Source organism: Mycobacterium sp. 94-17, from assembly GCF_035617725.1.
Taxonomy (GTDB): Bacteria; Actinomycetota; Actinomycetes; order Mycobacteriales; family Mycobacteriaceae; genus Mycobacterium.
In genome coordinates, this window is record NZ_JAPIYN010000011.1 from 111,533 (window position 1) to 136,254 (window position 24,722).

The following is a 24,722-nucleotide window of genomic DNA, read 5'->3' on the forward strand; positions in this document are numbered from 1 at the left end:
GGCACACCGGCGGGGGCACACGGGTGACATCCCGGCCCAATGTCAGGTGCGGTGGCCGCGCCGCCACAACACCCAAACCGGCGGGACAACGCCCAGGGCCAGCAGTATCAACGCCCCGTAGGCCATCAAGCCGCCGCCCCCCAGGATGACGTCGTCGGCCGGGCCGCCCATGCTGATCACCGCCACCGTCAGCAGCCACGTCCATAACGGCAGGGCCGCCACGCGGGGTGAGCTGGTCCAGCGACCCGCGGCCCACACCAGCGCCGCGTTGAGGAGTCCGGAAATCAGCCCGCTGATGGGAAACGGAACCGTCCCGATATAGAGAGGCAGCAGCAGGGACCCGGCGAGTGCGGAGAGCACCCCGTCGACCGCCAAGAGGGCCAACACGACGAACCGGATCGCGGGATCGGTCGCAGCGCCGTCGTCAACGGATGCGACGCTTGGCTCGGTTTCGGTCAGGTCGGGACGCTGTCGATGTTCGACAGGATTGAGCCGATCACCCATTGCAGGCTGTCCAGCCGGTCCTGCCAGTGCTGCTGGTTAGGGTCCAGGTCGGGGTCCATGCGATTCCTTCCGTGGCTGCCTGATTGGCAGCCTACCGTGCCGGGGTCGCCGGGAAACCCAGCCCGGCGAGCAGGTCCGTCTCCCAGCCTCGCTCGTCGCGCTCGCCCGCGGCGCCCGCGACCAGGACGTAGTGCTCGTCCCCGAATATCGGCAGCGCCGCGTTGTTCGACAGCGCGCAGGCCCGGCCCGTCGGGCCGACCGTCACCTGGGTGGCGTGCGCGGTGAGCGCCGCGCGCTTGGCGGCCAAGGCCTGCGGGCCGGTCTCGACGACGGCGTCGATGTCGGCGTCGGCGTAGCCGAAGGTGAACGCCTCCCTGGGCGGGATCGACCATTCGGGCCGCAGATCCTCGGGTGTCAGCGTGTCGATGGCCGCCCCGAATGTGCGCGCCGCGAAGACCGACCAGTACAGCTTCGGTACGGCCCACGGCTCGCCAGGAAAGCCGGCGGCGCCGGCCGGCGAACCGGCCGCGGGCACGGCGGCCATCGTCATCCGGTGCGCGTGCACGTGGTCGGGATGGCCGTAGCCGCCGGCGGGGTCGTAGGTCACGACCACGTGTGGGCGCTGCTCGCGGATGACGGCCACCAGCGCGCCGACGGCCTCGCGCTCGTCGGCGTCGATGAACCGCTGCCGGTGCCGGCGGGGAGCGCCACTCATCCCCGAATCGCGCCACCGGCCCGCACCGCCGAGATAGTGGGGACCATCGACGCCCAGCGCCTGCAGCGCTGCGGTCAGTTCGCCGATTCGGTAGCCGCCCAGCTGGTCCGCGCGATCGGCGGCGAGTCCGGCCCAGCGGTCACCGATCACCTCGCCCTCCTCGCCCAGGGTGCAGGTGACGACGCGGACATCCGCGCCGCGGGCCGCGTAGTGGGCGATGGTGGCGCCGGTGCCCAGACTTTCGTCGTCGGGGTGCGCATGGACGAACAGCAGCCGCGGCGTCTCGGGCATGCAGGGCACCCTACCGTCAGCGGCGACGGCAGCGGCATCGGCAGCCGGCTTTAGTGCCCGACACCGTTTCTTATCTTCGGCGCCGCGCGGCCACCTCGCCCGAACCTCACCGGGTAGGAACGCCCACGGCTACTATCAAGGGGTGTCCCAGCTCACCGACGCAGACCGCACCGGCAGCCGCAGCCGCCGGCGGGGTGAGGTTCTCGAACGCGCCCTCTACGAGGCCACCCTGGCCGAACTGACCGAAGTCGGTTACGGCAGCCTGACCATGGAGGGCATCGCGACGCGCGCCCACACCGGCAAGGCCGCGCTCTATCGGCGCTGGGACACCAAATGCGAACTGGTGCACGCCGCCTTGGTTTACGCGCTGCCGCCACTGCCCGAACTGCGGTCCGGCCGTTCGGCCAGAGAGAACCTGCTGACGATGTTCAGCGCGCAGCGTGATCTGCTGGCCGGAAAGACCGGCTTTCCCGGTCTGGATGTCATCCACCAGCTGTTGCACGAACCCGAGATGCGGACCATCTTCGTCGACGCGGTGGTGCAGCCGCGGCTGAAAATCATGGAATCGATCCTGCAGGCAGCGATAGACGACGGCGACCTCGACCCGAAGGGCGTCACGCCACTCACCGCGCGCATCGGGTCGGCTCTGATCAACCAGCACTTCCTGCTCAACGGGTCTCCGCCGAACCGGCGCGAGCTGACGCTGATCGTCGACACCGTGATCCCGCCGCGGGCCGGGCGGCCCCCCGACTGACAAGCGGGGTCAGGGTCCGGTCTTGACCCACTGGCCGGCGTCGCCGACGATGCCCACCGGGACCGCACCGGACAGGCTGACGTTCTGGACGCTCGGCCCGGCCCCCACGATGGTGGTGTCCTGGAGGATCGGCAGCACGGTGGACATGTTCCATAAGCGCGGCTCGACCGCGGTGATCACGTCGCTGATGGCCTTGGTGCCGTTGAGCGCGGCGTCGATGTTCGACTGGATGCTGCGATCGCAGATCCCGGTCAGGTTCGACGGCGCCTGCACCAGCGCGTTGGGATCAGCGGGGCGGCTGGGCGGTGTCGTGGTCGGCGTCCTGGCCGGTGTCGTCGACGTCGCGGCCGGCCCGCTGGACGGCGCGGCCGGGGTGGACGGTGTGGGTGCCGGCCCATTGGAAATCGGTACCTGCGTCGATTCCAGTGCGCGACAGCCGTACCGGGAGGCGAGCCGGGTCGCCAGGTTGCCGCCCGCCTGATGCCAGCCGACGATCGCGTCCACGCGGTTGTCGTTGAGCGCGTCGTGGTAGAGCGCGACCGGATCCAGCGCCAGCACAGTCGCGGCGATGCCGACGTTGCGCAGGCGGTCAGCGGCGGTATTGGCCACCGCCACCGAGGTCGGGTCATTCGCCGCCACCCCGACGACCAGCGAGAGCTGTTGGCCGTCCTTACTGATCCGGCCGCGAATGACCTCCGGAGGCCCGGTGTTCGGCGGGTTCGGTGGCGGCGACGCCGCCGACGCCGACGTGTTGGGTTCGACCTTGTATCCGGCCCCCTCGAGCAGCGTCAGCGCGGCGGGCGTCGTCATCGCCGGCGGCGCGGTCGGCTCGTATCCGGGGTCGCTCGGCGCGCGGATCTGGGCCTGGTCCAGGGTGACGGTGTTGTCGCTGCCCGCGCCGACGGCCGCCAGCAGGTCGACGTCGAGCAGGCCCAGGATCGCCTTACGTACCTGCGTGTCGGCCAGCTTGGGCTCGGTGGCCCGCAGCGTGAGCTGCATGACCCGCGGCGTCACGATCCGGGCCGTGCGGACGTCGGGAATGGCGGACAGCTGCGCGAAGGCCGCCGAGCCGCCATGCACCTGCGCCACCTGGGTGTCGCCGTTGCGCACGGAGTCGGCCAGCGCGGCGGGCGCCCCGGCACGCCGGAAGAGGATCAGCGCGGGTTTGGCAGGCGGTCCCCAGTAGCGGTCGTTACGCGCCAGCAGGATCTCGTCGCGCTGCGGGTCGATACTTTCCACGCGGAACTGCCCGCCGGTGACCGGAAGCGCCCGGGCCAGGCCGGACGCGAACCCGCCGGGCACGTCCTTGACGATGTGCGCCGGAAGGATGTTGCTGAACAACTCTTTCCACGCCGGGTACGGTTCGGCGAAGGTGACGACCGCCTGCTTGCCGCCCTCCAGCGACTGCACGCCGGTGATGAGGTCATACCCGGCCGGATCGACGACCCCGGGCTGGCTGACCATCTGGTGCCACAGGTACCAGAAGTCATCGGCGGCGATCGGCGCGTTGTCGGTCCACTGCGCCTCGGGCCGGATCTTGTACGACACCGTGAACGGGTTCTGGCTGGTCACCTCGGCCGACACCAACAGAGTCGGGTCCATCTCCCATCGGGAGCCGGTCGGCGTGTTGGGGTCGGGGACCGGCCGGAAGGCGCTCGGCAGTACCAGGGCGCTGATCGCCGCGTTCACCGGGGACAGGTCGGACAGCAGATGCGGATTGAAGCCGGCGCCGATCGAGTCGATGCCCATGATGATCTGGCTGACCCGGGGCGGCGGCGGCACCGAGTTGTGCGGCGTATCGGTGCTCTGCGGCGCCGGCGGCGGGTTGACCGTGCAGGCCGACAGGACGAATCCGACCAGCGAAACCAGCCCGCCGAGCATCATCAACAGGCGGCGGACTCGTCTCGGCACGCTGATCAGGGTAGCGAGCAGCTGCACAACAACCCGCCCAACCACGCGGTGTCAGCCCCGGGCCTTGGCCCGCGACCGGCTGCGAGCCCGGGCGGTCGCGTCCAGCTCGACCTTGCGCACTCGCACGATCTCCGGGGTCACCTCGACGCATTCGTCCTGCGCGCAGAATTCCATGGCCTGCTCGAGATCGAGCTCGAGCGGCCTGGCCAACGTTTCGATGACGTCCGCGGTCGACGACCGCATGTTCGTCAGCTTCTTCTCGCGGGTGACGTTGATGTCGAGATCCTCCGCGCGCGGGTTGATTCCGACGACCATGCCCTCGTAGGTGTCCTGCCCGGGCTCGACGAAGAACTGGCCCCGGTCGGCGAGCTGGATCATCGCGAACGGTGTGATGGTGCCGGCGCGGTCGGACACCAGCGACCCCGTGTGACGGGCCCGGATCTCCCCCGCCCACGGCCGGTAGCCGTCGAACACGGCGTTGGCGATGCCGGTGCCGCGGGTCAGGGTGAGGAAATCGGTGCGGAACCCGATCAGGCCGCGGCTGGGCACGATGAAGTCCATCCGGACCCAGCCCGCCGCGTGGTTGGTCATCTCTTCCATGCGGCCCTTGCGGGCGGCCATCAGCTGGGTGATGGCGCCGACGAACTCGTCGGGGCAGTCGATGGTCATCGCCTCGAAGGGCTCGTGCAGCTTGCCGTCGATCGTGCGGGTCACCACCTGCGGCTTGCCGACCGTGAGCTCGAAGCCCTCGCGGCGCATCTGTTCGACCAGCACGGCCAGCGCGAGCTCGCCGCGGCCCTGCACCTCCCACGCGTCGGGCCGGCCGATGTCGACGACCCGGATCGACACGTTGCCCACCAGCTCGGAGTCCAGGCGGCTGCGGACCATGCGCGCGGTCAGCTTGTGGCCGGACACCTTGCCCGCCAGCGGCGACGTATTCGTGCCGATCGTCACCGAGATCGCCGGCTCGTCGACGGTGATGCGCGGCAGCGCGTGCGCGTGGTCCGGGTCGGCCAGCGTGTCGCCGATCATGATCTCGGGCAGGCCCGCCACCGCCACGATGTCCCCGGCGATCGCCTCCTCGGTGGCGCTGCGCTCGACGCCCTCGGTTGCCAGCAGCTCGGTGATCTTGGCGCTGGTGATGACCGGCAGCCCGTCGACCTCGCGCATCCAGGCGACCTGCTGGCCCTTGCGGATCTTGCCGTTGTAGATGCGGATCAGGGCGAGCCGGCCCAGGAAGGCCGACGCGTCGAGGTTGGTCACCAGCGCCTGCAGCGGGGCCTCCGGGTCGCCCGACGGCGGCGGGATGTGCTCCATCAGCACGTCGAACAGCGAGTCCAGGTTGTCCCCGGCGGGCGCCTCGCCGTCGGCGGGCTGTTCGGTGCTCGCGATGCCGGCGCGGCCGGACGCGTACAGCGTCGGCAGGCCGAGCGCATGCTCGGCGGCCGCGGCGGCCTCGTCGTCCAGGTCCGACGCGACGTCGAGCAACAGGTCGTGGCTGGCCTCGACCACCTCGGCGATGCGGGCGTCGGGCCGGTCGGTCTTGTTGACGACCAGGATCACCGGCAGGTGGGCGGCCAGCGCCTTGCGCAGCACGAATCGCGTCTGCGGCAACGGGCCCTCGGAGGCGTCGACCAGCAGCAGCACCCCGTCCACCATGGACAGCCCGCGTTCCACCTCGCCGCCGAAGTCGGCGTGGCCGGGGGTGTCGATGACGTTGATCACCGTGACGGTGCCGTCCGGGTTGTGCCGGTGCACCGCGGTGTTCTTGGCCAGGATGGTGATGCCCTTTTCCTTCTCCAGGTCACCGCTGTCCATGATGCGTTCCTGGGTGTCGTCACCCCGGTGGTGCAGCGCGCCCGACTGCCGCAGCATCGCGTCAACCAGCGTGGTCTTTCCGTGGTCGACGTGGGCGACGATGGCGACGTTGCGAAATAGCACGTCGGTGATTGTGGCAGCGAGGCCCCCGGATAGCGAACCGGCAGGTGGCCCGGTCCCACCCGGGGGCGGGCCCTACCAGCCCCGGCGGCGCGGCGCGGTGCCGACGACTTGGTCCTTGGACGCCTCGCGGCTGCGGTAGACGATGTACGGCCGGAACAGGTATGCGACCGGGGCGCTGAACACGTGCACCAGCCGGGTGAACGGCCAGAGCGTGAACAGCACCATCCCGATCAGGGCGTGCAGCTGGTAGTCCAACGGCGCGTTGACCATCACCTCGCCGTGCGGCTGCAGGATCCAGATCCGGCGGAACCACAGGCCGACCGTGTAGCGATAGTGGAACTCGCCGCCGTGCGGACCGGTCCCGATCAGGTCGCAGTACAGGCCCACCACGATCGCCAGCACCAACACCACATACATGATCTTGTCGCTGCGGGTGGTGGCCGTGGTCACCGCCGGGCGGGTGAACCGCCGGTAGATGAGCAACCCGATCCCGATCAGTGTCGCCATGCCCGCCATCGACCCGGCGGCGACCGCCTGCAGGTGGTAGACGCGGTCGCTCATCTTGAGCATCTGGGTGACCTTCGGCGGAATGAACAACCCCATCACGTGTCCGGCGAACACCGCCAGGATGCCGAAATGGAAGATGGGGCTGGCAATGCTCAGCAGCCGCGACTCGTAGATCTGCGAAGATCGCGAGGTCCAGCCGAATTTGTCGTAGCGGTAGCGCCACCACGTCCCCACGATCAGCACCGAGAGCGTGACGTAGGGCGCGATGTCCCAGAACAGCACGCTGCTAAACACTTGACGATCCTTTGCGGGGCGGCACGGTCAAGGTAAACGGTTGCAGCCCAACGGATTCCACCGGGGGTCCGGCCTGCGCCAGCCGTTCGGCGCGGCGCAGCTCCTGGTCGGTGGCGGGGGCGAGGGTCGCGCAGACCGCCGCGATCGTCGGCTCGTAGGGCGACGTGGCCTCGGCCAGGGCGCCACGCAGCACGTCGATCGGCACGCGATGCTGCTCCAGCAGCCGGCGCCCGACCTCGGGATCGACGGTGGCGGCGAATTCGAGCACCACGGTCAGATGATCGGGCGCCTCGCCGCCGGGCGGCTGCACGCCCGCCTCCCGATAGGCGGTGGCGAACGCCAGCATCTCGCGGCCGCGGTTGCGGGTATCCCCCGCGGTCCAGTACGTCAGGTACATGGTGGCCCGCCGGCGCATGTCGAAGGTTTCGACGTAGTCCATCGCGGCGGCCATCGGCTCACGCGCGCGCAGCGCCGCGACCGTCTGCCGCGGCAGTTCTGCCTGCGCACCGCCCACGTGGCCGAGCAACTCGTCGACGACGTCCAGGCGCGAGGCCAGTCGGTCGTCCGGGTAGGCCAGCAGCAGCGACGCCGCCTGCCACACCAGGCGATCCTGCATCGCCCGGTTGGCGGAGCGCTCCCGCAGCGCCGACAGCAGCTTCATCGCTGCTCCTCTCGGGGGAACATTCCGGCGGGCACCTGGCCGCCGTCCCAGTTGAGTAGGTTCACCCGTGCCGGTCGCCGGGCGGTTTCGGGATCGTCGCCATGCTGCTGGAGGGTGTGGAAGGTCTCCACGGACACCGGCACCGGGTCCGACTCGTACATGCCCGGCCCGCCGTCGCCCGTCAACGAGCAGCCCATCTCCTCGAGATCGCGGGCCTGCGGCGCAAAGGCGGTCGGAATGACATAGCGCTCTTCGTATTTCGCGATGGCGAGCAGCCGGTACATCTCGTAGATCTCTTCCTCGGTCAGGCCGACCGAATGCGGGATATGCGGCTGGGTCTCGCGGCCGAGGTTGATGTCGCGCATGTAGGAGCGCATCGCCGCCAGCCTGCGCAGCACGCTTTCCACCACCGCGGTGTCGCCGGCGGTGAACAGCTCGGCCAGATACTGCATCGGAATGCGCAGCGCGTCCAGGGCGCCGAACAGGTTGCCCAGATCTTCCCCGTCGTGCCCATCGCGGCTGACGGCGTCGACCACCGGCGAGAGCGGCGGGATGTACCAAACCATCGGCATGGTCCGGTACTCCGGATGCAATGGCAGCGCCACCTTGTAGGTGTGGATCAGCGCGTACACCGGGGAGCGCTGCGCAGCCTCGATCCACTCGTCCGGGATGCCCTCCGCCCGCGCCGCGGCGACGACGTCCGGATTGCTTGGGTCCAGCAGGATCTCGCACTGCGCGGGATAGAGATCGGTCTCCTTTTCCACCGACGCCGCCTGCAGCACCTTGTCGACGTCGTAGAGCACCAAGCCCAGATAGCGCAGCCGCCCCACGCACGTCTCCGAGCAGATGGTCGGCAGGCCGACCTCCATCCGCGGATAGCACAGCGTGCACTTCTCGGCCTTGCCCGTCTTGTGGTTGAAATACACCTTCTTGTAAGGACATCCGGACACACACATCCGCCAGCCGCGGCAGCGGTCCTGGTCGACCAGCACGATGCCGTCCTCGCTGCGCTTGTACATCGCGCCCGACGGGCACGACGCCACGCAGGACGGGTTGAGGCAGTGCTCGCAGATGCGGGGCAGGTAGAACATGAAGGTTTCTTCGAGCGAGAGCTTCACCTCTTCGCTGACCTTCTTCAGGATCGGGTCCCCGGACAGGATCTCCGGCGACCCGGCCAGGTTGTCGTCCCAGTTCGGTCCCCACGAAATCTTCATCGGCTCACCGGTGATCAGGCTTTTCGGTGCGGCCGTCGGGAAGGTGTCGCCCGCGGGCGCATTGGTCAGGTTTTCGTAGTCATACGTCCAGGGCTCGTAGTAGTCGCCGATGACGGGCAACTTCGGATTGGCGAAGATCCGCAGCAGCTTGTGCAGCCGCCCGCCGTCGCGCAGCCGCAGCCGGCCCTTCTTGTCACGGATCCAGCCGCCGCGCCACCGCTGCTGGTCCTCATAGGTGCGCGGATAGCCTTGCCCCGGACGGGTTTCGACGTTGTTGAACCACACGTATTCGGTACCGGGCCGGTTGGTCCAGGCCTGCTTGCAGGTCACCGAACAGGTGTGGCAGCCGATGCACTTGTCGAGGTTCATCACCATCGCCAACTGCGCCATGACCTTCATTCGTCAGTACCGCACTTCCTGGCCGCGGCGGCGCACCACGGTCACCTCGTCGCGCTGGTTGCCGGTCGGCCCCAGGTAGTTGAACGCGAACGCGTGTTGGCCGTAGCCACCGGCCAGGTGGCTGGGCTTGATGCGCACCCGGGTCAGCGCGTTGTGGTTGCCGCCCCGCTTGTTGTTGGTCTCGGAGCGCGGGGTGTCCACGGTGCGCTCCTGGACGTGGTAGACGAAGACCACGCCGTCGGGCATCCGGTGGCTGACGATCGCCCGGCACACGTAGATGCCGTTGACGTTGACCGCCTCCACCCAATCATTGTCGTGCACTTGGATTTTCGCGGCGTCACCCGGGCTCATCCACATCGTCGGTCCGCCACGCGACAACGACAGCATGTACAGGTTGTCCTGATAGGTGGAGTGGAAAGACCACTTCGAGTGCGGCGTCAGGTAGCGCACGGTGAGCCCGATGCCGTCGGGACCTTCCGTGGCGGAACCCAGCTGCGGCTGACCGAACAATCGCTTCATGTCCAGCGGCGGGCGGAACACCGGTAGGTGCTCACCGAGCTCCTCGACCCAGTCGTGGGCGAGATAGAAATGCATCCGCCCGGTGAGGGTGTGGAACGGCTTGAGGTTTTCGACGTTGATGGTGAACGGCGCGTAGCGGCGACCACCCGTTTCGCTGCCCGACCATTCCGGGCTGGTGACCACGGGAACGGGCCGCGCCTGGGTATCGGCGTAGCTGATGCGTTTGTCCTCACTGCCCTCGGCCAGATGCACCAGCCGCTGACCGGTGCGCTTCTCCAGTTCGTGGAAGCCCTCGACCGCCAGCCTTCCGTTCGTCGTTCCGGACAGTGCCAGCAGCACGTCGGCCATCCGCGACGCGGTGGTGACGGCCGGACGGCCCGCTGCCACACCGGATTTCAGCACCCCGAACTTGGCGGCGAGCTCTTCGACCTCCCGGAACGGGTGCACGGTGACGCCTTTGGTAGTCACGCCGAACTTGTCGACCAGCGGGCCCAGGGTCAGCCACTTGTCATAGATGGCGGTGTAGTCGCGTTCCACCACGGTGAGCTTGCCCATCGTGCGTCCCGGCACCGGCGTCGCGCCGGAGTGCAGCCAATCGGATTCGGTGCCATCGGGATAGGCCATCGCATCCGGTGTGTCGTGCTGCAGCGCGGTGAGCACCACGTCGGTGCGGGTGCCCAGGTGATCCTTTGCCATGGCGCTGAACGCACGCGCGATGGCGCCGAAAGCATCGAAGTCCGAACGGGTTTCCCACGGCGGATCGGTCGCGGCGCTGAACGCGTGCACGTAGGGGTGCATGTCGGTGCTGGCGATGTCGGCCTTCTCATACCAGGTCGCCGCCGGCAGCACGATGTCGGACACCAGCGTCGTCGAGGTCATCCGGAAGTCGATCGACATCATCAAATCGAGCTTGCCCTCCGGGATGTCCCCCGCACAGGCCACTTGAGTCGGCCGTATCCCGTCCTGCGGCGGCACCGCCGTTGCGTTGGAGTCGGTCCCCAGCAGGTGGCGTAGGAAGTACTCGCCGCCCTTGCCTGACGACCCGATCAGGTTGGAGCGCCAGACCGTAAGCACCCGTGGCCAATTCACGGGGTTGTCGGGATCGGTCACGGCGAGCTTGAGCTTACGTTGACCGAGCTGCTCGGCGACGTGGTCGGCGATGTCGCGGTGGGCGGCGCGCGCCTCGTCGGCCACGTCCAGGCTGGACCGGTCGAACTGGGGATAATACGGGCTCCACCCCATCGCCACCGAGGACGCCAGCAGGTCCATGGTGTGCTTGCCCGCGAACCTGCCCCGGCCCACCGGGCTGGCCAGCTTGTCCGCCCCGTAGCCGTCGTAGCGCCACTGGTCGGTGTGCGCGTACCAGTACGAGGCGCCGGGCACCTGCCGCGGCGGACGCACCCAGTCGGTAGCCATCGACATCGTCTGAAATCCGGTGAGCGGGCGCACCTTTTCCTGGCCGACGTAGTGAGCCCAGCCCCCGCCATTGCGGCCCATCGACCCGGTCAGCATCAGCAGCGCCAGCACCGCACGGTAGATCACGTCGCCGTGGAACCAGTGGCAGATACCGCCACCCATGATGATCATCGACCGGCCGCCGGATTCCTCGGCGCTGTGCGCGAATTCCCTTGCCACCCGAATGGCCTGGGCGGCCGACACTCCGGTGATCGCCTCCTGCCAGGCCGGGGTGTTCTGCCGGCCGGCGTCGTCATAACCGGTGGGCCAATCGCCGGGCAGGCCGGGCCGGGAGACCCCGTATTGGGCGAGCATCAGGTCGAAGACGGTGCACACCAGGTGCTTACCGATGCGGCGCACCGGGATCCCGCGCGCCACCGTGGTGCCCTCGCCGTCGATCGTGTCGAAGCTGGGCAGGTGGACCATTACGCTGTCGTCATCCCCGTTGTGGCCGAGGCAGTCTCGCACGCTGAGCGCCGGCATCAGGTCGTGCAGATCGAGGTTCCACTTTCCGACGCCCGACTCGCCGTACCGGAACCCGAGCGAGCCGTGCGGCACCGCCACCGAACCGGTGGTCTGGTCCAGCACCGCGGGCTTGAGCGCGGCGTTCTCGGCTCGTTTGAAGGCCTCCCCCAGATCCGCTGCGGTGAGGTTCTTTCCCGGCACCAGCATGTCGCCGCGCTCTTCCAGCTTGATCAGGAACGGTAGGTCGGTGTAGCGGCGTGCATAGTCGGTGAAGAACGGAACCTGTTTCTGCACATAGCATTCCGAGAGGATGACGTGGCCCATCGCCATGGCCAGCGCCCCGTCGGTGCCGGCCGCACAGGGCATCCACTCGTCGGCGAACTTGGTGTTGTCGGCGTAGTCCGGGCTGACGGTCACCACCTTGGTGCCGCGGTAGCGCGCCTCGGCCATCCAGTGTGCGTCGGGCGTGCGGGTGATCGGAACGTTGGAACCCCACATCATCAAATACGCCGCGTCCCACCAGTCCCCGGATTCGGGGACATCGGTCTGATCGCCGAACACCTGTGGTGAGGCCACCGGCAGGTCGGCGTACCAGTCGTAGAACGACGTCATGGGGGCGCCGATCAGCTCGAAGAACCGCGAGCCTGCGGTGTAGGACACCATCGACATCGCCGGGATCGGGGAGAATCCGGCGACGCGATCCGGCCCATAGGTCTTGATGGTGTGCACGTGGGCGGCGGCGATCAGCTCGGTGGCCTCGGCCCAGGTGACCCGCACCAGCCCACCCTTGCCACGGGCCTGTTGATAGCGGCGACGGCGTTCGGGATCGGCCTGGATGTCGGCCCACGCCAGCACCGGGTCGCCGAGTCGGGCCTTGGCCTCCCGGTACATCCCGATGAGGACGCCGCGGGCGTATGGGTAGCGGACGCGGGTCGGCGAGTAGCTGTACCAGGAGAACGACGCGCCGCGAGGACAGCCGCGCGGCTCGTACTCGGGCCGGTCGGGACCCACCGACGGGTAGTCGGTCTGCTGGGTCTCCCAGGTGATGATCCCGTCCTTGACGTAGATCTTCCACGAACAGGACCCGGTGCAGTTCACCCCGTGCGTGGAGCGAACGACCTTGTCATGGCTCCAGCGGTCGCGGTAGAACACGTCGGCCTCGCGGCCGCCCTCACGAGTGACCGTGCGCAGGTCCGCCGAGAATTCGCCGGGCGTGAAAAATCGCCCGCTGCGCTCCAAGAGCTCCTCGAGCACTCCACCAACATGAGGTGTGACGGTCAAGAAGTTCTCCTCCGATTCGGTAGCGTCAGGCCTTGGGTAAGGCCGTTCGTTCGGCCCCGTCTCCGTTATGTCCGGCAACCGTTGTGTTCGGCAACTAGCCCAGCGATCCACCCGCCCGCGCCGGCTCGAATCGGCTCAGCGCTCGGTATTTCAGGCCCGCGGGCCGCGGGGCGATACGGCACCCTGCATAGGTCGCCGCGGAGGCCGAAATCAGGTCCGCCGGGGGTGCAGAATTTGCCCGAAAACACGTCATGAGCACCGGCTTTTGTGCGCCCGCCAGCGGCCCGGCACGGTGGCCGCGACGGGAACGTCTGAACAACCATTCGGCTCGCTATCGGCACGCACATCTAGGGCAGCTTCGCTTCGTGTGGCGTCGTTATTACAAGTCATATTGTGCTATTAAGTCCACTGTGGGCAACTGCGACGCGGCTGTACCTAAGCTGCCAGAAGTCTGTGGGCTCGTTACGAGGTAGCTCGCCGCAGGATTTCCGTCAGGTCCGCCAGCCAGCCCCGATCGGCCGGCACCCAGTCCAGGTCGTGCAGGTCGGCCGCCGTGATCCAGCGCAATGCCCGGTGCTCGCGGGGGTCGGGCTCGCCCCGGATCAGCCGCACGCGGTAGGCCCGCAGCGTGAATCGGCTGTCCACCGCGACGTCGTCGCCGAGCCGGTCGCCCACCACGACGTCACCGACTGCCAGGCCCAGTTCCTCGGCCAGCTCGCGAGCCAGCGCGTCGCGTTCCGTTTCACCGGGGGCGACCTTGCCGCCGGGCAATTCCCAGCGGCCGGCCAGCTCCGGCGGGGTGGCGCGCTGTGCCACCAAGACCTTGCAGTCGCAGATCACGGCGCCGGCGACGACGATCTGGGTCGGCATGGGCAGTGACGGTATACCGTCGGGTGCATGGCTGTGTTAACGGATGAGCAAGTGGACGCCGCACTGCCCGATCTGGGCGGATGGGAGCGCGCCGAGGGCGCCCTGCGCCGCTCGATCAAGTTTCCGAGTTTTCTCGCCGGCATCGACGCGGTGCGGCGGGTGGGCGAGCACGCGGAGAGCAAGGATCACCACCCGGACATCGATATTCGTTGGCGGACAGTGACTTTCGCTCTTGTCACGCACTCAGAGGGCGGTATCACCCAGAACGACATCGATATGGCCCGCGACATCAACGGCATCGTCGACAACTAGTCGGCGTCTTTCGCCTCCGCCGAGCGTCACGCCAGCTCGACGCTCGGCGTCGGTGGTCACGCTGGTGTGACATTCGGCGCGGTACCCGCAACTTGTTCTCGGCTGCCGCTCGCAGCGATCCAGATCAGCGTCGCCACGGCCGCCACGATGTAGATCAGCCCCGCCCAGGCCAAATACCACGGCCGGCTTATCTGCCAGATTGTCGGCTGGGCGAAGCTCAGCAGCCACGGCACGCCGATCAGGGTGAGGGCCAGCCAGCCCCAGCCGACGATCCGCGCTCCGCGCCGCTCGTGCACCGGGCCGTGGATCGCCCAGATCATCAGCGGGACCAGCCACACCCAGTGATGCGTCCAGGAGATCGGTGAGAGCAGCAGCCCGAACAGCTCCACCACCACCAGCCTGCCCAGCCGATCGGAGGCGTCCAGGGCCCTCCAGGCCAGCACCGCCAGCACCGCGGTGACGACGACGGCGGCCACCAGCGGCGCGCCGAATCCGACGTCGTGGCCCAGGATCCGGGAAATGCCTCCGCGCCACGACTGATTGAACGAGGTGGCGATCGGGCCCACTCGGTGGGCGTCGCCCAACAGGTCAGTGAAGTAGTAGCGCGTCTGGTCGCCGACGACCAGCACCGAAATCCCAATGGTGGCAACGAAAACGACCGCCGAGAACACCGCCGCGCCCCACCGCCGTGCGCCGACCAGGTAGACACCGGCGATCGCGGGGGTCAACTTGATGCCGGCCGCCGCGCCCACCAGCAGCCCCGACAGCCACCACCGCGTGGTGTAGGCCGCCCACAACACCGCGGTCATCAGCAGCACATTGATCTGGCCGTAGTCGAATGTGCTGCGCAGCGGCTCGATCCAGATGGCGACCGCCGTCCACCCCATCGCGACGCGCCGGCCGGTGGGGCCGTCCGCCACGCCCATCAGGCGCTGGCTGAGCCGGACCGCGGCGTAGAGCGCGGCCATGGTGGCGATCTGCCAGAGGAAGGCCACCAGGCCGAACGGCAGCAGGTGCAGCGGGTAGAAGACGACGGCCGCGAACGGCGGGTAGGTGAACGGCAGCGGAAAGTCCGGCGTCTGGTCGGCATAGACGTAGCGGTACAAGGTGCCGGGGTGGTCGATCGCCGCGGAACCGCCGAGGTACACGTGCAGGTCGACGAAGTTCGCGCCGTTGGGAGCCAGATACGTCCAGGCCAGCCGCGCGGCGATGCTCGCGACGAGCAGCATCGGCGCGGCCGCCCTACACAGACTCGCCAACCGCTGGGGCATGGGTGCCGCCGGGGCGGCCGAGGTGGTGTCTATTCGCCCGACTTTAGCGAGGGGGGCACGCGCCGCAGCGCGCTCGGCCCATCGAGGGGCTTGCGAGCAGTTATTTCGCCCGTTCGGTAACCGGTCTCGCTCGTATCAGTAACGAGTTTATAAATGCCACACGTGTCACTTGAGTCCCATCTGCATCAAAGTAACTTCAGCGCCGAACCTGTAATCGATCAATCAGGGAGAGTCATGCCAACCATCTGGACTTACATGCGTGCAGCCGCCGTCGTGGTCGGTTCGTCCGCAGCGCTACTGACGGGCGGAATCGCCCACGCCGACCCCGTGCCGGCCCCGGCCGTGCCGAACATTCCGCAGCAGCTGATCAGTTCGGCGGCCAACGCACCGCAAATCCTGCAGAACCTCGCGACCGCACTCGGCGCCACGCCGCCCGCGGCGCCGGCCACCCCGGGCATCAGCTTCCCGGGTGTTCCGGCGGCCACCTCGCCGGCGACCGCGGCGGCTCCGGCGGCGGGCCTTCCCTCGATTCCCGGGCTGACCGCGCCGACCAGCCCTGCCACCCAAGTGCCGTCGTCGGCAACCAACTCCCTGCTTCCGGGGTTGGCGCAGTCGGCGACCCCCGCCGCGCCGTCGACGGCGACCGGTGGCATTCCTGGGATGATCCAGGGCCTGACGGGTGCGCAGCCGGCGGCTGCGAGTCCCGCCGCTCCGGCCGCTCCGACCATCCCGGGCCTGCCGACCATCCCGGGGCTGTCGTCTCCGGCGGCGCCGGCCACTCCGCCCGCTCCGCAGATCCCACAGGCGCAGGTCAACATGCCGGCCATGCCGGCCGGCCTGCCGGTCAGCGTGCCGCCGAAGGTGACGCTCCCGCAAGATCTGCCGGCGCTCGCATCGGGTCAGGCTCCGGCCGCGCCCGCGGCACCGGCGGCACCCGCGGCACCGGCGGCACCCGCGCCGGCGGTCAGCCCCGCGGGACCGGCGGCGCCGCTGCTGGCCGCCCTGCCCTGATCAGCCCCCTAAACGGCTAAACCACTTCTAGAACCGGAGGACACCGTGGCAACCACTTGGAATCTGTCCAAAGGTTTGGCCGCTGTCGTCACGGCATCGGCTGTCGCGTTCGGGCTGTGCCCGAGCGCGGCAGCCGACCCGGCGGCGCCGCAGCCGATACCGCTACCGAATGCGGCCCCAGGGCTGCCGGGGCTGCCTGCCTTGTCGCAGCTGAGCCCGCTCATCCAGCAGGCGGCGACCGACCCGCAGCAAGCGACGCAGCTGCTGATGGCTGCGGCGCAAGCCTTCGCCCACAACCCGAGCACACCCCCGGAGTCGAAAAACGTTGCGGCGGCAGTGAATCAGTTCGTCGCCGATCCCGGCGCGCCGGTGCAACACGTACCCGCTGCGGGCGCGGAACCCGGTTTGCAGGCCCACCTGCCGACCGGAATCGACCCCGTTCACGCGGCCGGCCCGGCACCCGCTGCAGTGACGCCCGCGGCCCCGGCACCCGAGGCGCACCTGCCGGTGGGTGTCGACCCGGCTCACGCGGCCGGCCCCGCGCCGGCGGCCGCGCCCGCCGCGCCGGCTCCCGCCCAACCGGCCAACGTGCCCGTCGCCGCACCGGTCCCGGCACCCGCACCGCAAGCCGCCCCCGCGCCAGTACCGGCTCCGGCACCTCAAGCCGCCCCGGCGCCCTCGCCCGCTCCGGCACCACAGGCCGCACCGGCGCCCGCACCGGTTCCGGCTCCCGCGCCGGACGCGGCCCCCGCGGCGGCGGCTCCCGGGTTCGGCGCTGACACGCCGCCCACCCAGGACTTCATGTACCCGTCGATCGGCACCAATTGCCTGGCGGACGGCACCAGCGCCATCGCCACCGCGCTGTCGGTGGCGGGCCCGGCCAAGATTCCGCTCCCCGGCCCGGGGGCCGGACAGACCGCTTACGTCTTCACCGCGGTCGGCACGCCCGGACCCGCCGAGGTGCAGAAGCTGCCGCTGAACGTCACCTGGGTGAACCTGACCACCGGCAAGTCCGGGACCGTCGCGCTCAAGCCGCGTCCGGACATCAACCCGGACGGGCCGACGACGCTGAGCGCGATCGCCGACACCGGCTCGGGCAGCATCATGTCGACGATCTTCGGGCAGGTCACCACCAAGGAAAAGCAGTGCCAGTTCATGCCTACCATCGGCTCGACGGTGGTGCCGTAACGAACCGGCGCCGACACCGTCTCGTCACCTGCGACCACGGGTGTCCCCGATCGGGGGCGCCCGTGTCCGCGTCGGCGGGTGTTGCGGCTAGTACGCCATGAACAGGATGGCGTCGCGGTCGTACTCGAGGCCAGGATGATCGCTGGCGAGGTGAGCTTGAGTCAGTTCGACCAGTTCGTCCTCGTCCTTGCCGACGATGGCTTCGCCGCACGGACACGTTATGTGTGTCTTCACTTCGTCGCCCTTCCCTTCTGTGGACTCGCTATTTCGACGCTTTCGCAGCCGCTTTCATCTGCTTCTTGTACGCGCGCACTTTCCCCATCGATTGGGCGTCGACGATGTCCGCGACGGATATGTGCGCACCGGCCTGACCGAACTCCCCCGCCGCCGCGCGCCAGCCTTTCGGCGTTACGTCGTACTGCTTGCCCAGCAGGGCCAAGAAGATCCGCGCCTTCACGTCGCCGAAACCCGGCAATGCTTTGATCCGCCGCAGCAGCTCGTGTCCATCGGGGTCGCCGGCAGTCCACAGTCCGGCCGCGTCGCCGTCGTAGCGGTCCACGATGATCTGCGCCAGCGTCTGGATGCGCTTGGCCATCGACCCCGGAAAGCGGTGTATCGCAGGTCTTTGCGCGCACAGCGCGGCGAACTTGTCCGGGTCGTAGTCCGCGATTTCGGTGACATCGAAGCTGCCCATCCGGTCCGCGATCTTCTTCGGTCCGGCGAACGCCGTCTCGAAGGGGACCTGCTGATCCAGCACCATCCCGACGAGCAAGGCCAACGGACTCTCGTCCAGCAGCTTGTCGGCCTGGGGATCTTGAGCGAGGCAAAGTTTCACCGTCAACGATCTTCCTTCCGCGCGGCACCCTCGGCCCGGGGACCCATAGGTCGCAAGACTACTCACCGGACCGCGTTATCGTGGCGTGGTGGTCGACGAGGGCAGGCTGGCGCTGATGCTGGCCCGTGACGAACTGCACCAGCTCGTCAACGCCTACTGCCGCGCCGTCGACCGCGCCGACTACGACACACTGCGTAGCCTGTACCACCCCGAGGCGACGGATTCGCACGGCGAATTTTCGACCGGCGGCGTCGAGCAGTTCATCGCCCAACTGCGCGCCGCCGAGCCGTATGTGCTTGTCTCCCAACACAACATCACCACGACGAACTTCGACGTCGAAGGCGACACCGCTCGCGGCGAGATCTACTGCCTGGTGTTTCACACCTTCGCCGGCCCCGAACGCGACATCGACGTCATCATCGGTGGGCGATACCTGGACTCCTACGCCAAACACGACGGCAGCTGGAAATTCGCGCACCGCAGCATCGTGGCGGACTGGGCATACCAAAACGACCCGTCCCGGGTGAACTTCGACCACCCCAGCACCCGGGGCAGCCTACGCGGCCAACCCGGCCAAGCGGACCCGTCGATCGGTGTGTTCACCGCGCCGGAAGGCTGAGGCCGCCGCTTCACCGTGCGAAAACCTTGTCGGACACCATGATTGCCCGAGGATGGCTGACGATCGTCAGCCGCTCTTGCGGCGAAATTCCCGGCGGTTTCCCGCCGCGCCGTGCGCCCGCGACTGCTTGCCGGCGCCGTCTTTGTGATCGGACCCGCTCGACGACGTCGCCCTCTTGCGGTCCAGGGCTTCGCGGAATTTCCGCTTGGTGTCGTCGTCGGACGCGGGTGTGCCCGCGGCCGCCGCGGACTCCGGCGACGACTTCGCACCCTGCCGGGCGTTGGATTCAGCCATAGAGGGCAGCCTAGTGGGTCTGCCGAAACAGCGCGGTGTGGCTACCGCATCCCCGGCGGCATGCCGTACAGGTGCGAGATCGGCAGCGTCAGCAACACCCGACGGTCGGTGACCATGGCCTGCCGGTACTCATCCCAGTCCGGGTGTTCACCGGCGATGTTGCGATACAACGCAATCAGCGCCTCCACGGTGTCGTCGTCGGGCGCGGCCGCCGGGGGCGTCAGCTCGGCGGTGCCCTCGGCGACGGCGTACGACCATCCGTCGTCGGCGTCGACCAGGATCGAGGCCCGCGGGTCGCGGCGCAGGTTGCGGGTCTTGGCGCGCGGCTCGGTGATCGACACCTGGATCACCAGGCTGCGCGGGTCGAAGTGGTAGCTCACGTTCGAGAGCTGCGGCCGCCCGTCCCGCTTGATGGTGGCCAGGACCCCGAGGGAGTGCCCGCTGATCAAGGCCAGCAACTTGTCGTCGAAGACTTGACGTCGCATGACGAAAGCCTACGTCGCGAAGGCCCGGCTTATTCGACGGGCGGCCGAACTGATGCAATCGGGGCATGAGCAAATACGCGGCCTTCCTGCGTGGCATCAACGTCGGGGGCGTCAACCTCAAGATGGCCGAGGTGACGGCCGCCCTCACCGAGGCGGGGTTCACCGAGGTCCGGACCATCCTGGCGACCGGCAACGTGCTGCTGGAGTCAAAAGCCGGCGTGGCGTCGGTGCGCAAAAAGGCCGAGGCGGCGTTGCGCGACCGGTTCGGCTACGACGCGTGGGTGCTGGCGTACGACATCGACACGGTGCGCACCCTGGTCGACGCCTACCCGTTCGAGCGCGAGGTCGACGGCTATCACTCCTACGTCACGTTCGTCGCCGACGAGGCCTTACTCGACGAGCTCGCCGCGCTGGGCAAAGACGCGGGTCCCGACGAGAAGATCCGCCGCGGTGACGGCGTCGTCTACTGGCAGGTCCCCAAGGGCGCCACGCTGGACAGCCGCATCGGCAAGACGATGGGCAAGCCCCGGTACAAGTCGTCAACCACGACGCGCAACCTGCGCACCCTGGACAAGGTGTTGCGCTGAGCCCGCGGCTACCAGACGGCCGGTGCGCCAGAGGGTTTCGATGCCCTCCGCCCGCCCGTCACTCGTCGGGCACAGCTTCGATGTAGCGCACCGCGTCCGCCTTGTCCATCCCGAGTCCGCGCGCAACGCGGACGTACTCGCGCGCCGCGGCCGCCATCGCGGCGTCGGTCGGATCGTAGCGGGCGATGAAAGTGCCGAAGCGCCCTCGGGTTTCGATGATCGCGGAGGTCTCCAGCTCGCGGTAGGCCCGCGCCACGGTGTTGACGGCGACGCCGAGCTGGCCGGCCAGATCGCGCACGGTGGGCAGGCGGGTGCCGGGCGGTAGCGCGCCGTCCCGGACTCCGTCGATAACCTGCGTCCTGAGCTGGTCGAACAGCGGCTTTCCCGCCTTCATGTCGACCTTCAGCCAGTCACCCAGTTCCACCCGTCCAGTATCACCTACCCCCGGCTATCTTTGTGGGATGCGAGTAGCGGTGCTCAGCGGCGCGGGGATCTCCGCCGAAAGCGGTGTGCCGACCTTCCGCGACGACAAGAACGGATTGTGGGCGCGCTTCGACCCTTACGAGCTGTCCAGCACCCAGGGCTGGCGTGACAACCCGCAGCGGGTCTGGGGCTGGTATCTGTGGCGCCACTATCTGGTCGCCGACGTCCAACCGAACGCGGGGCATCGCGCCATCGCCGCGTGGCAGGACGACGCCCATGTCAGCGTCATCACCCAGAACGTCGACGACCTGCACGAGCGCGCGGGCAGCCGATCGGTGTACCACCTGCACGGCAGCCTGTTCGAATTCCGTTGTGCGCGTTGCGGTACACGCTATTCCGGTGCGCTGCCCCAGATGCCCGAACCGGCGCTGGAAGCGGAGCCCCCGGTATGTCACTGCGGCGGCCTGATCCGGCCCGACATCGTGTGGTTCGGTGAACAGCTGCCCGACGAGCCGTGGCGGCGCGCCGTCGAGGCGACCGAGTCCGCGGACGTGATGGTGGTGGTGGGGACCTCGGCGATCGTGTACCCGGCGGCGGGGCTGGCCGAGCTGGCGCTGTCGCGTGGCACAGTCGTCATCGAGGTCAATCCCGAGGTCACTCCGTTGTCGGGCAGCGTGACGATCAGCATGCGCGAGACGGCCAGCCAGGCTCTGCCCGGGCTGCTGCAGCGGCTGCCAGCTCTGCTGACCTAGAGCCCCCGGTCGCTCAGGGCCGGCTCGCGCGCCCGAGCAGCAGCTCCGACACCGGCAGCGGCGCCCACGCCGGCAACGTGAACTCGGACCGCGACGTTTCGACCGTGAATCCGGCTTCGACGATCGAGCGCTCGGTATCCCGGTGGGTGTGGCAGTTGCCGAAGAGCCGCGGCCACAACGTCGCGTCGGCAACGCGCTGAAGGCGGCCCCGCCCGCCGGTGCTGGCGATGTGCTCGAGATAGCGCAGCTGCCCACCCGGCCGCAGCAACGAGTACAGGCGCCGCAGCACCTGGCCCGGGTCGCGCACCGAACACAGCACCAGCGAGCACACCACCGCGTCGAACGGCTCCGCGCCGCTGAATGCTTCGGCGGTCTCGCCGGTTACCACGACGCGGGTGGGCACAGCTTCGGCAGCGACACGGGCCCGGGCCGCCAGCCGCCGTTCCGGCTCCATCGCGATCACCTCGTCGACCGAGTCCGGGTAGTGAGCGAAGTTCGAGCCGATGCCCGCCCCGACTTCCAGCACCCGGCCGGACAGACCGGTCAGATTCTCCCGGCGCAGCGCCCGGATCGGCTCGGCTTCATGGGTGGCCACCAGGTTCCAGACCCGCGCGAAGAAGGGGTTGTCGACTGCTGTCGTCATACGCCGTTGCACCTTCCGATTCGGATGAGGCCCCCGGTGGGGCCTCTTCGGCCGCTGCCTCGCTGATGCCGAACCGGTCGTGCAGCCATGCCAGCGGCTTGGGCGCCCACCAGTTCCATCGGCCCATCACGTGCATGAAAGCCGGGACGACCACCATTCGGACCAGGGTGGCGTCGGCCAACACGGCCAGCGTCAGGCCGAGGCCGAACATCCTCATGAACGAGACGTGGGCCGCGATCAGCGCGGCGAACGACATCGACATCACCAACGCGGCCGCGGTGATCACGCGACCGGTGCGGGCGACGCCCAGCGCCACGCTTTCGTCATTGGCGGCGTGGGCCTCTTTCGGAGTCGGCTTCGCCGGTCGGGCGGCGCCGGACGCCAGCCAGTACTCGCGGATCCGGGAGAGCAGGAACACCTCGTAGTCCATGGACAACCCGAAGGCGATGCAGAACAGCAGCACCGGCATGTTGGCGACAAGCGTCCCGCTCGGCGTGGTTCCGAGCGCGCCCAGGTGGCCGTCCTGGAAGATCCACACCAGCGCGCCGAACGCCGCCGTCAGCGACAAGAAGTTGCAGGCCAGCGCCTTGGCCGGGAGCAGCAAGCTGCCGGTGAGCAGGAACAGCAACAGGAAGGTGATCGCGGCCATCATCCCGAGGACCAGCGGCAGCCGATCCGTCACGGCATCGACGCTGTCGCGGTTGATCTGCGCCACCCCGCCCATCTCGACGGTCCGGCCCGCCGGCGCGGACACCTCGCGCAGGCGTGTGAGCTGGGTGTCGCTCGCGCGGGAAAACAGCGGCGCCGAGCTGTCGACGGTGACAAACGCGCTCCCGCCGGCCAGCCCGGTGGGCCCGGTCGGCGGTCCCACCCGGCTGCCGGCCACGAAGGTGCCGCCGGGGCTTGACACCGACGACACGTCGGCGACCCGCGACAGGTCGGCCGCGTAGCTGTCCACGTCCGACGGGCTCAGGCCGGCGGCGTCGGGGATGACGACGGGCACCGACGTCGCCAAGTCGTGCGCGAAGTCGTTGCGCAGCCGGTCGCCGACCTGATGCGCCGACGCCGAGCGCGGGAGCACCCGATCGTCCGGGAAGCCCCACGTCACGCGCAAGAACGGAGATCCGAGCAGCAACAGCAGCGCAACGACGGTCAAGCCGACGGGCGCCCACCGGCGCATCACAAACTTGGCGCAGCGGTACCAGAACATTCCCTCGACGGGAGGTGTGGCCGGCTCAGCGGGTGCGCGCCCCAGCAGCCGACGCGCCAGCCGGCGCACATCCAGCGCGTCAAGACGGGGGCCCAGCAGCACGATCGCGGCCGGGGTCAGCACGATCGAGGCGGTCGCGACGAAGGCGACGGTCGCCACGCCGGCGTACGCGAACGACTTGAGGAAGTACATCGGGAACGCCACCGTCGCCGACATCGACAAAGCCACGGTGACCGCGGAGAACAGCACGGTGCGCCCGGAGGTGGCCATGGTCCGGATGAGCGCTTCGTCGCGATCGTGGCCCTCGGCCAATTCGTCGCGATAGCGGCTGACGATCAACAGGGTGTAGTCGATGGCCAGCGCCAGGCCCAGCGCGGTGCTCAGATTGAGGGCGAAGATCGACACCTCGGTGGTGAAGGTGATCAGGCGCAGCACCGACATCGAACCGACGAGAGCCAGCGCGCCCAGTGCCATGGGCAACGCCGCCGCCAGGAGCCCGCCGAACACCCAGATCAGCACCAGGAAGCTCAGCGGCAGCGCGATCATCTCCATCACCAGCAGGTCGGCCTGGTTCTGCGTGTTGATCTGCGCGTACTCCATCGCCCCGCCGCCGGCCCGCACGGTGACGCCGTCACGGTCGTGGATGAACTGGTCGGCCAACGTCTCGGCGTTGCTCTGGGCGCGGTTCTCACCGCCCTTGAGGTTGACCACGATGAGTCCGGATTTGCCGTCGCGGCTGACCATGTCGTCCGGCAGGCCCGGCACGCCGGCGGTGGGCCTGGTCCAGGGCGAGGCGACGTTATAGACCAGCGGGGAATTCTGCAACCGGTCGACGAGCTCGGTGCCCACTCGGCGGGCCTGTTCGCTGTTGCTGCCGCCTGGCGCCGTCACCACGATCAGCAGCTGCTGGCCGCTCTGGCCGAATTTGTCGCTCAACACGGTGATTGCGTGCGCGGACTCGGAGTTCGGGTCTTGGAAACCGCCCGTCGACAGGCTCTTGGCGACGGGGACGCCGAAGACGGCGGCAACGACGAAAACCAGTGCGCCGATCGCGATGACGAGGCGGGGTGCCCTGATCGCGAGGCGCGCGGTTTTCTGCAGCATTCCGAGCCCTTCCGCTGCCGATGACATCAGGTGCCGGCCGCCCGCTTGACCCCGGCGACGCTAATCGGCACACGTCCAACACTGTCCGGTAATACGCAGGGGCCGCCCGAACCGTTCAACGTCACTTTTCAAACCACAGGGACCATAAGAATCCGGCCAGAAAATGTATAGCAAGTAGGCAGCTCACGGCCCAAATCCGCGGGCACG

At 68.6% G+C, this 24,722-nt stretch carries 24 protein-coding genes; 7 read left to right on the top strand and 17 right to left on the bottom strand.

What is annotated here, in order from left to right:
• Positions 1-42 precede the first annotated feature (42 nt).
• Both OQ789_RS14740 and mshB read right to left on the bottom strand, forming a co-directional pair.
• Positions 43-504, bottom strand: coding sequence for a hypothetical protein (locus tag OQ789_RS14740; RefSeq protein WP_324686676.1), 462 nt, complete (start codon positions 502-504; stop codon positions 43-45).
• Positions 505-595: 91 nt separating this feature from the next.
• Positions 596-1,510, bottom strand: coding sequence for an N-acetyl-1-D-myo-inositol-2-amino-2-deoxy-alpha-D-glucopyranoside deacetylase (gene mshB, locus OQ789_RS14745; protein ID WP_324686677.1), 915 nt, complete (start codon positions 1,508-1,510; stop codon positions 596-598).
• 142 nt (positions 1,511-1,652) lie between these two features.
• Between mshB and OQ789_RS14750 the strand changes: the two genes are divergently transcribed.
• Positions 1,653-2,264 carry a TetR/AcrR family transcriptional regulator gene (locus tag OQ789_RS14750; protein ID WP_324686678.1) on the top strand — a complete coding sequence of 204 codons (612 nt, stop codon included), beginning with the start codon at positions 1,653-1,655 and terminating at the stop codon, positions 2,262-2,264.
• Between the two features lie 9 nt (positions 2,265-2,273).
• Here the strand turns inward: OQ789_RS14750 and OQ789_RS14755 are convergent, their stop codons facing one another.
• The 7 genes from OQ789_RS14755 to OQ789_RS14785 all read right to left on the bottom strand — a co-directional run bounded on the left by OQ789_RS14755 (position 2,274) and on the right by OQ789_RS14785 (position 13,781).
• Complete coding sequence (locus OQ789_RS14755; RefSeq protein ID WP_324686751.1) at positions 2,274-4,181, bottom strand: ABC transporter family substrate-binding protein; 1,908 nt, start codon at positions 4,179-4,181, stop codon at positions 2,274-2,276.
• 45 nt (positions 4,182-4,226) lie between these two features.
• Positions 4,227-6,116, bottom strand: coding sequence for a translational GTPase TypA (typA, locus tag OQ789_RS14760; RefSeq protein WP_324686680.1), 1,890 nt, complete (start codon positions 6,114-6,116; stop codon positions 4,227-4,229).
• A 72-nt stretch (positions 6,117-6,188) separates the two neighbouring features.
• Positions 6,189-6,917: a respiratory nitrate reductase subunit gamma gene (narI, locus tag OQ789_RS14765; RefSeq protein WP_324686681.1), complete on the bottom strand. Its 729-nt coding sequence runs from the start codon at positions 6,915-6,917 to the stop codon at positions 6,189-6,191.
• Positions 6,910-7,578: a nitrate reductase molybdenum cofactor assembly chaperone gene (gene narJ, locus OQ789_RS14770; protein ID WP_324686682.1), complete on the bottom strand. Its 669-nt coding sequence runs from the start codon at positions 7,576-7,578 to the stop codon at positions 6,910-6,912. The genes narI and narJ overlap by 8 nt, the downstream gene beginning before the upstream one ends.
• Positions 7,575-9,191, bottom strand: coding sequence for a nitrate reductase subunit beta (narH, locus tag OQ789_RS14775; protein WP_324686683.1), 1,617 nt, complete (start codon positions 9,189-9,191; stop codon positions 7,575-7,577). Before narH ends, narJ begins: the two co-directional genes overlap by 4 nt.
• Before the next feature lie 3 nt (positions 9,192-9,194).
• Entirely contained in the window at positions 9,195-12,911 is a 3,717-nt protein-coding gene (locus OQ789_RS14780) for a nitrate reductase subunit alpha (protein ID WP_324686685.1), read from the bottom strand.
• A 462-nt stretch (positions 12,912-13,373) separates the two neighbouring features.
• Positions 13,374-13,781: a (deoxy)nucleoside triphosphate pyrophosphohydrolase gene (locus OQ789_RS14785; RefSeq protein ID WP_324686686.1), complete on the bottom strand. Its 408-nt coding sequence runs from the start codon at positions 13,779-13,781 to the stop codon at positions 13,374-13,376.
• Between the two features lie 27 nt (positions 13,782-13,808).
• On the opposite strand from OQ789_RS14785, the gene OQ789_RS14790 reads away from it, so the two are divergent.
• A complete protein-coding gene (locus tag OQ789_RS14790) occupies positions 13,809-14,093 on the top strand; it encodes a 4a-hydroxytetrahydrobiopterin dehydratase (RefSeq protein ID WP_324686687.1) in 285 nt (94 codons plus the stop codon).
• 56 nt (positions 14,094-14,149) lie between these two features.
• Here OQ789_RS14790 and OQ789_RS14795 read toward each other — a convergent pair whose 3' ends face one another.
• Positions 14,150-15,364: a mannosyltransferase gene (locus OQ789_RS14795; RefSeq protein ID WP_420716117.1), complete on the bottom strand. Its 1,215-nt coding sequence runs from the start codon at positions 15,362-15,364 to the stop codon at positions 14,150-14,152.
• 234 nt (positions 15,365-15,598) lie between these two features.
• Between OQ789_RS14795 and OQ789_RS14800 the strand changes: the two genes are divergently transcribed.
• Positions 15,599-16,375, top strand: coding sequence for a hypothetical protein (locus tag OQ789_RS14800; RefSeq protein ID WP_324686688.1), 777 nt, complete (start codon positions 15,599-15,601; stop codon positions 16,373-16,375).
• A gap of 45 nt (positions 16,376-16,420) precedes the next feature.
• Positions 16,421-17,563, top strand: coding sequence for a hypothetical protein (locus tag OQ789_RS14805; RefSeq protein ID WP_324686689.1), 1,143 nt, complete (start codon positions 16,421-16,423; stop codon positions 17,561-17,563).
• Positions 17,564-17,650: 87 nt separating this feature from the next.
• Here the strand turns inward: OQ789_RS14805 and OQ789_RS14810 are convergent, their stop codons facing one another.
• Positions 17,651-17,797, bottom strand: coding sequence for a DUF1059 domain-containing protein (locus tag OQ789_RS14810; RefSeq protein ID WP_066951537.1), 147 nt, complete (start codon positions 17,795-17,797; stop codon positions 17,651-17,653).
• Between the two features lie 28 nt (positions 17,798-17,825).
• Complete coding sequence (locus OQ789_RS14815) at positions 17,826-18,398, bottom strand: HhH-GPD-type base excision DNA repair protein (protein WP_324686752.1); 573 nt, start codon at positions 18,396-18,398, stop codon at positions 17,826-17,828.
• Positions 18,399-18,483: 85 nt separating this feature from the next.
• On the opposite strand from OQ789_RS14815, the gene OQ789_RS14820 reads away from it, so the two are divergent.
• Entirely contained in the window at positions 18,484-19,017 is a 534-nt protein-coding gene (locus tag OQ789_RS14820; RefSeq protein WP_420716118.1) for a nuclear transport factor 2 family protein, read from the top strand.
• 66 nt (positions 19,018-19,083) lie between these two features.
• On the opposite strand, the gene OQ789_RS14825 is transcribed toward OQ789_RS14820, so the two are convergent.
• Positions 19,084-19,311, bottom strand: a complete 228-nt coding sequence (locus OQ789_RS14825) for a DUF5302 domain-containing protein (protein ID WP_324686692.1) — start codon at positions 19,309-19,311, stop codon at positions 19,084-19,086.
• Between the two features lie 41 nt (positions 19,312-19,352).
• Positions 19,353-19,796 (bottom strand): PPOX class F420-dependent oxidoreductase, encoded by a 444-nt coding sequence (locus OQ789_RS14830; protein WP_324686693.1) that lies wholly within the window; start codon positions 19,794-19,796, stop codon positions 19,353-19,355.
• Between the two features lie 65 nt (positions 19,797-19,861).
• Between OQ789_RS14830 and OQ789_RS14835 the strand changes: the two genes are divergently transcribed.
• Positions 19,862-20,383, top strand: coding sequence for a DUF1697 domain-containing protein (locus OQ789_RS14835; protein WP_324686694.1), 522 nt, complete (start codon positions 19,862-19,864; stop codon positions 20,381-20,383).
• Positions 20,384-20,441: 58 nt separating this feature from the next.
• Here OQ789_RS14835 and OQ789_RS14840 read toward each other — a convergent pair whose 3' ends face one another.
• Positions 20,442-20,807, bottom strand: coding sequence for a GntR family transcriptional regulator (locus tag OQ789_RS14840; RefSeq protein WP_324686695.1), 366 nt, complete (start codon positions 20,805-20,807; stop codon positions 20,442-20,444).
• A gap of 37 nt (positions 20,808-20,844) precedes the next feature.
• Between OQ789_RS14840 and OQ789_RS14845 the strand changes: the two genes are divergently transcribed.
• On the top strand, positions 20,845-21,558 hold the full coding sequence (locus tag OQ789_RS14845) for an NAD-dependent deacylase (protein ID WP_324686696.1): 714 nt from the start codon (positions 20,845-20,847) through the stop codon (positions 21,556-21,558).
• A gap of 13 nt (positions 21,559-21,571) precedes the next feature.
• On the opposite strand, the gene OQ789_RS14850 is transcribed toward OQ789_RS14845, so the two are convergent.
• Together OQ789_RS14850 and OQ789_RS14855 are read right to left on the bottom strand one after the other, a co-directional pair.
• Positions 21,572-22,201 (bottom strand): class I SAM-dependent methyltransferase, encoded by a 630-nt coding sequence (locus tag OQ789_RS14850; RefSeq protein ID WP_324686697.1) that lies wholly within the window; start codon positions 22,199-22,201, stop codon positions 21,572-21,574.
• Positions 22,140-24,515 (bottom strand): MMPL family transporter, encoded by a 2,376-nt coding sequence (locus OQ789_RS14855; RefSeq protein WP_324686698.1) that lies wholly within the window; start codon positions 24,513-24,515, stop codon positions 22,140-22,142. The genes OQ789_RS14850 and OQ789_RS14855 overlap by 62 nt, the downstream gene beginning before the upstream one ends.
• Between the last annotated feature and the right edge of the window lie 207 nt (positions 24,516-24,722).

Coding starts and splice junctions, on each gene's coding strand:
- OQ789_RS14740 (WP_324686676.1), bottom strand. CDS start 504: ATGGGTGATCGGCTCAATCCTGTCGAACATCGACAGCGTCCCGACCTG.
- mshB (WP_324686677.1), bottom strand. CDS start 1,510: ATGCCCGAGACGCCGCGGCTGCTGTTCGTCCATGCGCACCCCGACGAC.
- narJ (WP_324686682.1), bottom strand. CDS start 7,578: ATGAAGCTGCTGTCGGCGCTGCGGGAGCGCTCCGCCAACCGGGCGATG.
- narH (WP_324686683.1), bottom strand. CDS start 9,191: ATGAAGGTCATGGCGCAGTTGGCGATGGTGATGAACCTCGACAAGTGC.
- OQ789_RS14785 (WP_324686686.1), bottom strand. CDS start 13,781: ATGCCGACCCAGATCGTCGTCGCCGGCGCCGTGATCTGCGACTGCAAG.
- OQ789_RS14790 (WP_324686687.1), top strand. CDS start 13,809: ATGGCTGTGTTAACGGATGAGCAAGTGGACGCCGCACTGCCCGATCTG.
- OQ789_RS14795 (WP_420716117.1), bottom strand. CDS start 15,364: ATGCCCCAGCGGTTGGCGAGTCTGTGTAGGGCGGCCGCGCCGATGCTG.
- OQ789_RS14800 (WP_324686688.1), top strand. CDS start 15,599: ATGCCAACCATCTGGACTTACATGCGTGCAGCCGCCGTCGTGGTCGGT.
- OQ789_RS14825 (WP_324686692.1), bottom strand. CDS start 19,311: ATGGCTGAATCCAACGCCCGGCAGGGTGCGAAGTCGTCGCCGGAGTCC.
- OQ789_RS14830 (WP_324686693.1), bottom strand. CDS start 19,796: ATGCGACGTCAAGTCTTCGACGACAAGTTGCTGGCCTTGATCAGCGGG.
- OQ789_RS14835 (WP_324686694.1), top strand. CDS start 19,862: ATGAGCAAATACGCGGCCTTCCTGCGTGGCATCAACGTCGGGGGCGTC.
- OQ789_RS14845 (WP_324686696.1), top strand. CDS start 20,845: ATGCGAGTAGCGGTGCTCAGCGGCGCGGGGATCTCCGCCGAAAGCGGT.
- OQ789_RS14850 (WP_324686697.1), bottom strand. CDS start 22,201: ATGACGACAGCAGTCGACAACCCCTTCTTCGCGCGGGTCTGGAACCTG.
- OQ789_RS14855 (WP_324686698.1), bottom strand. CDS start 24,515: ATGCTGCAGAAAACCGCGCGCCTCGCGATCAGGGCACCCCGCCTCGTC.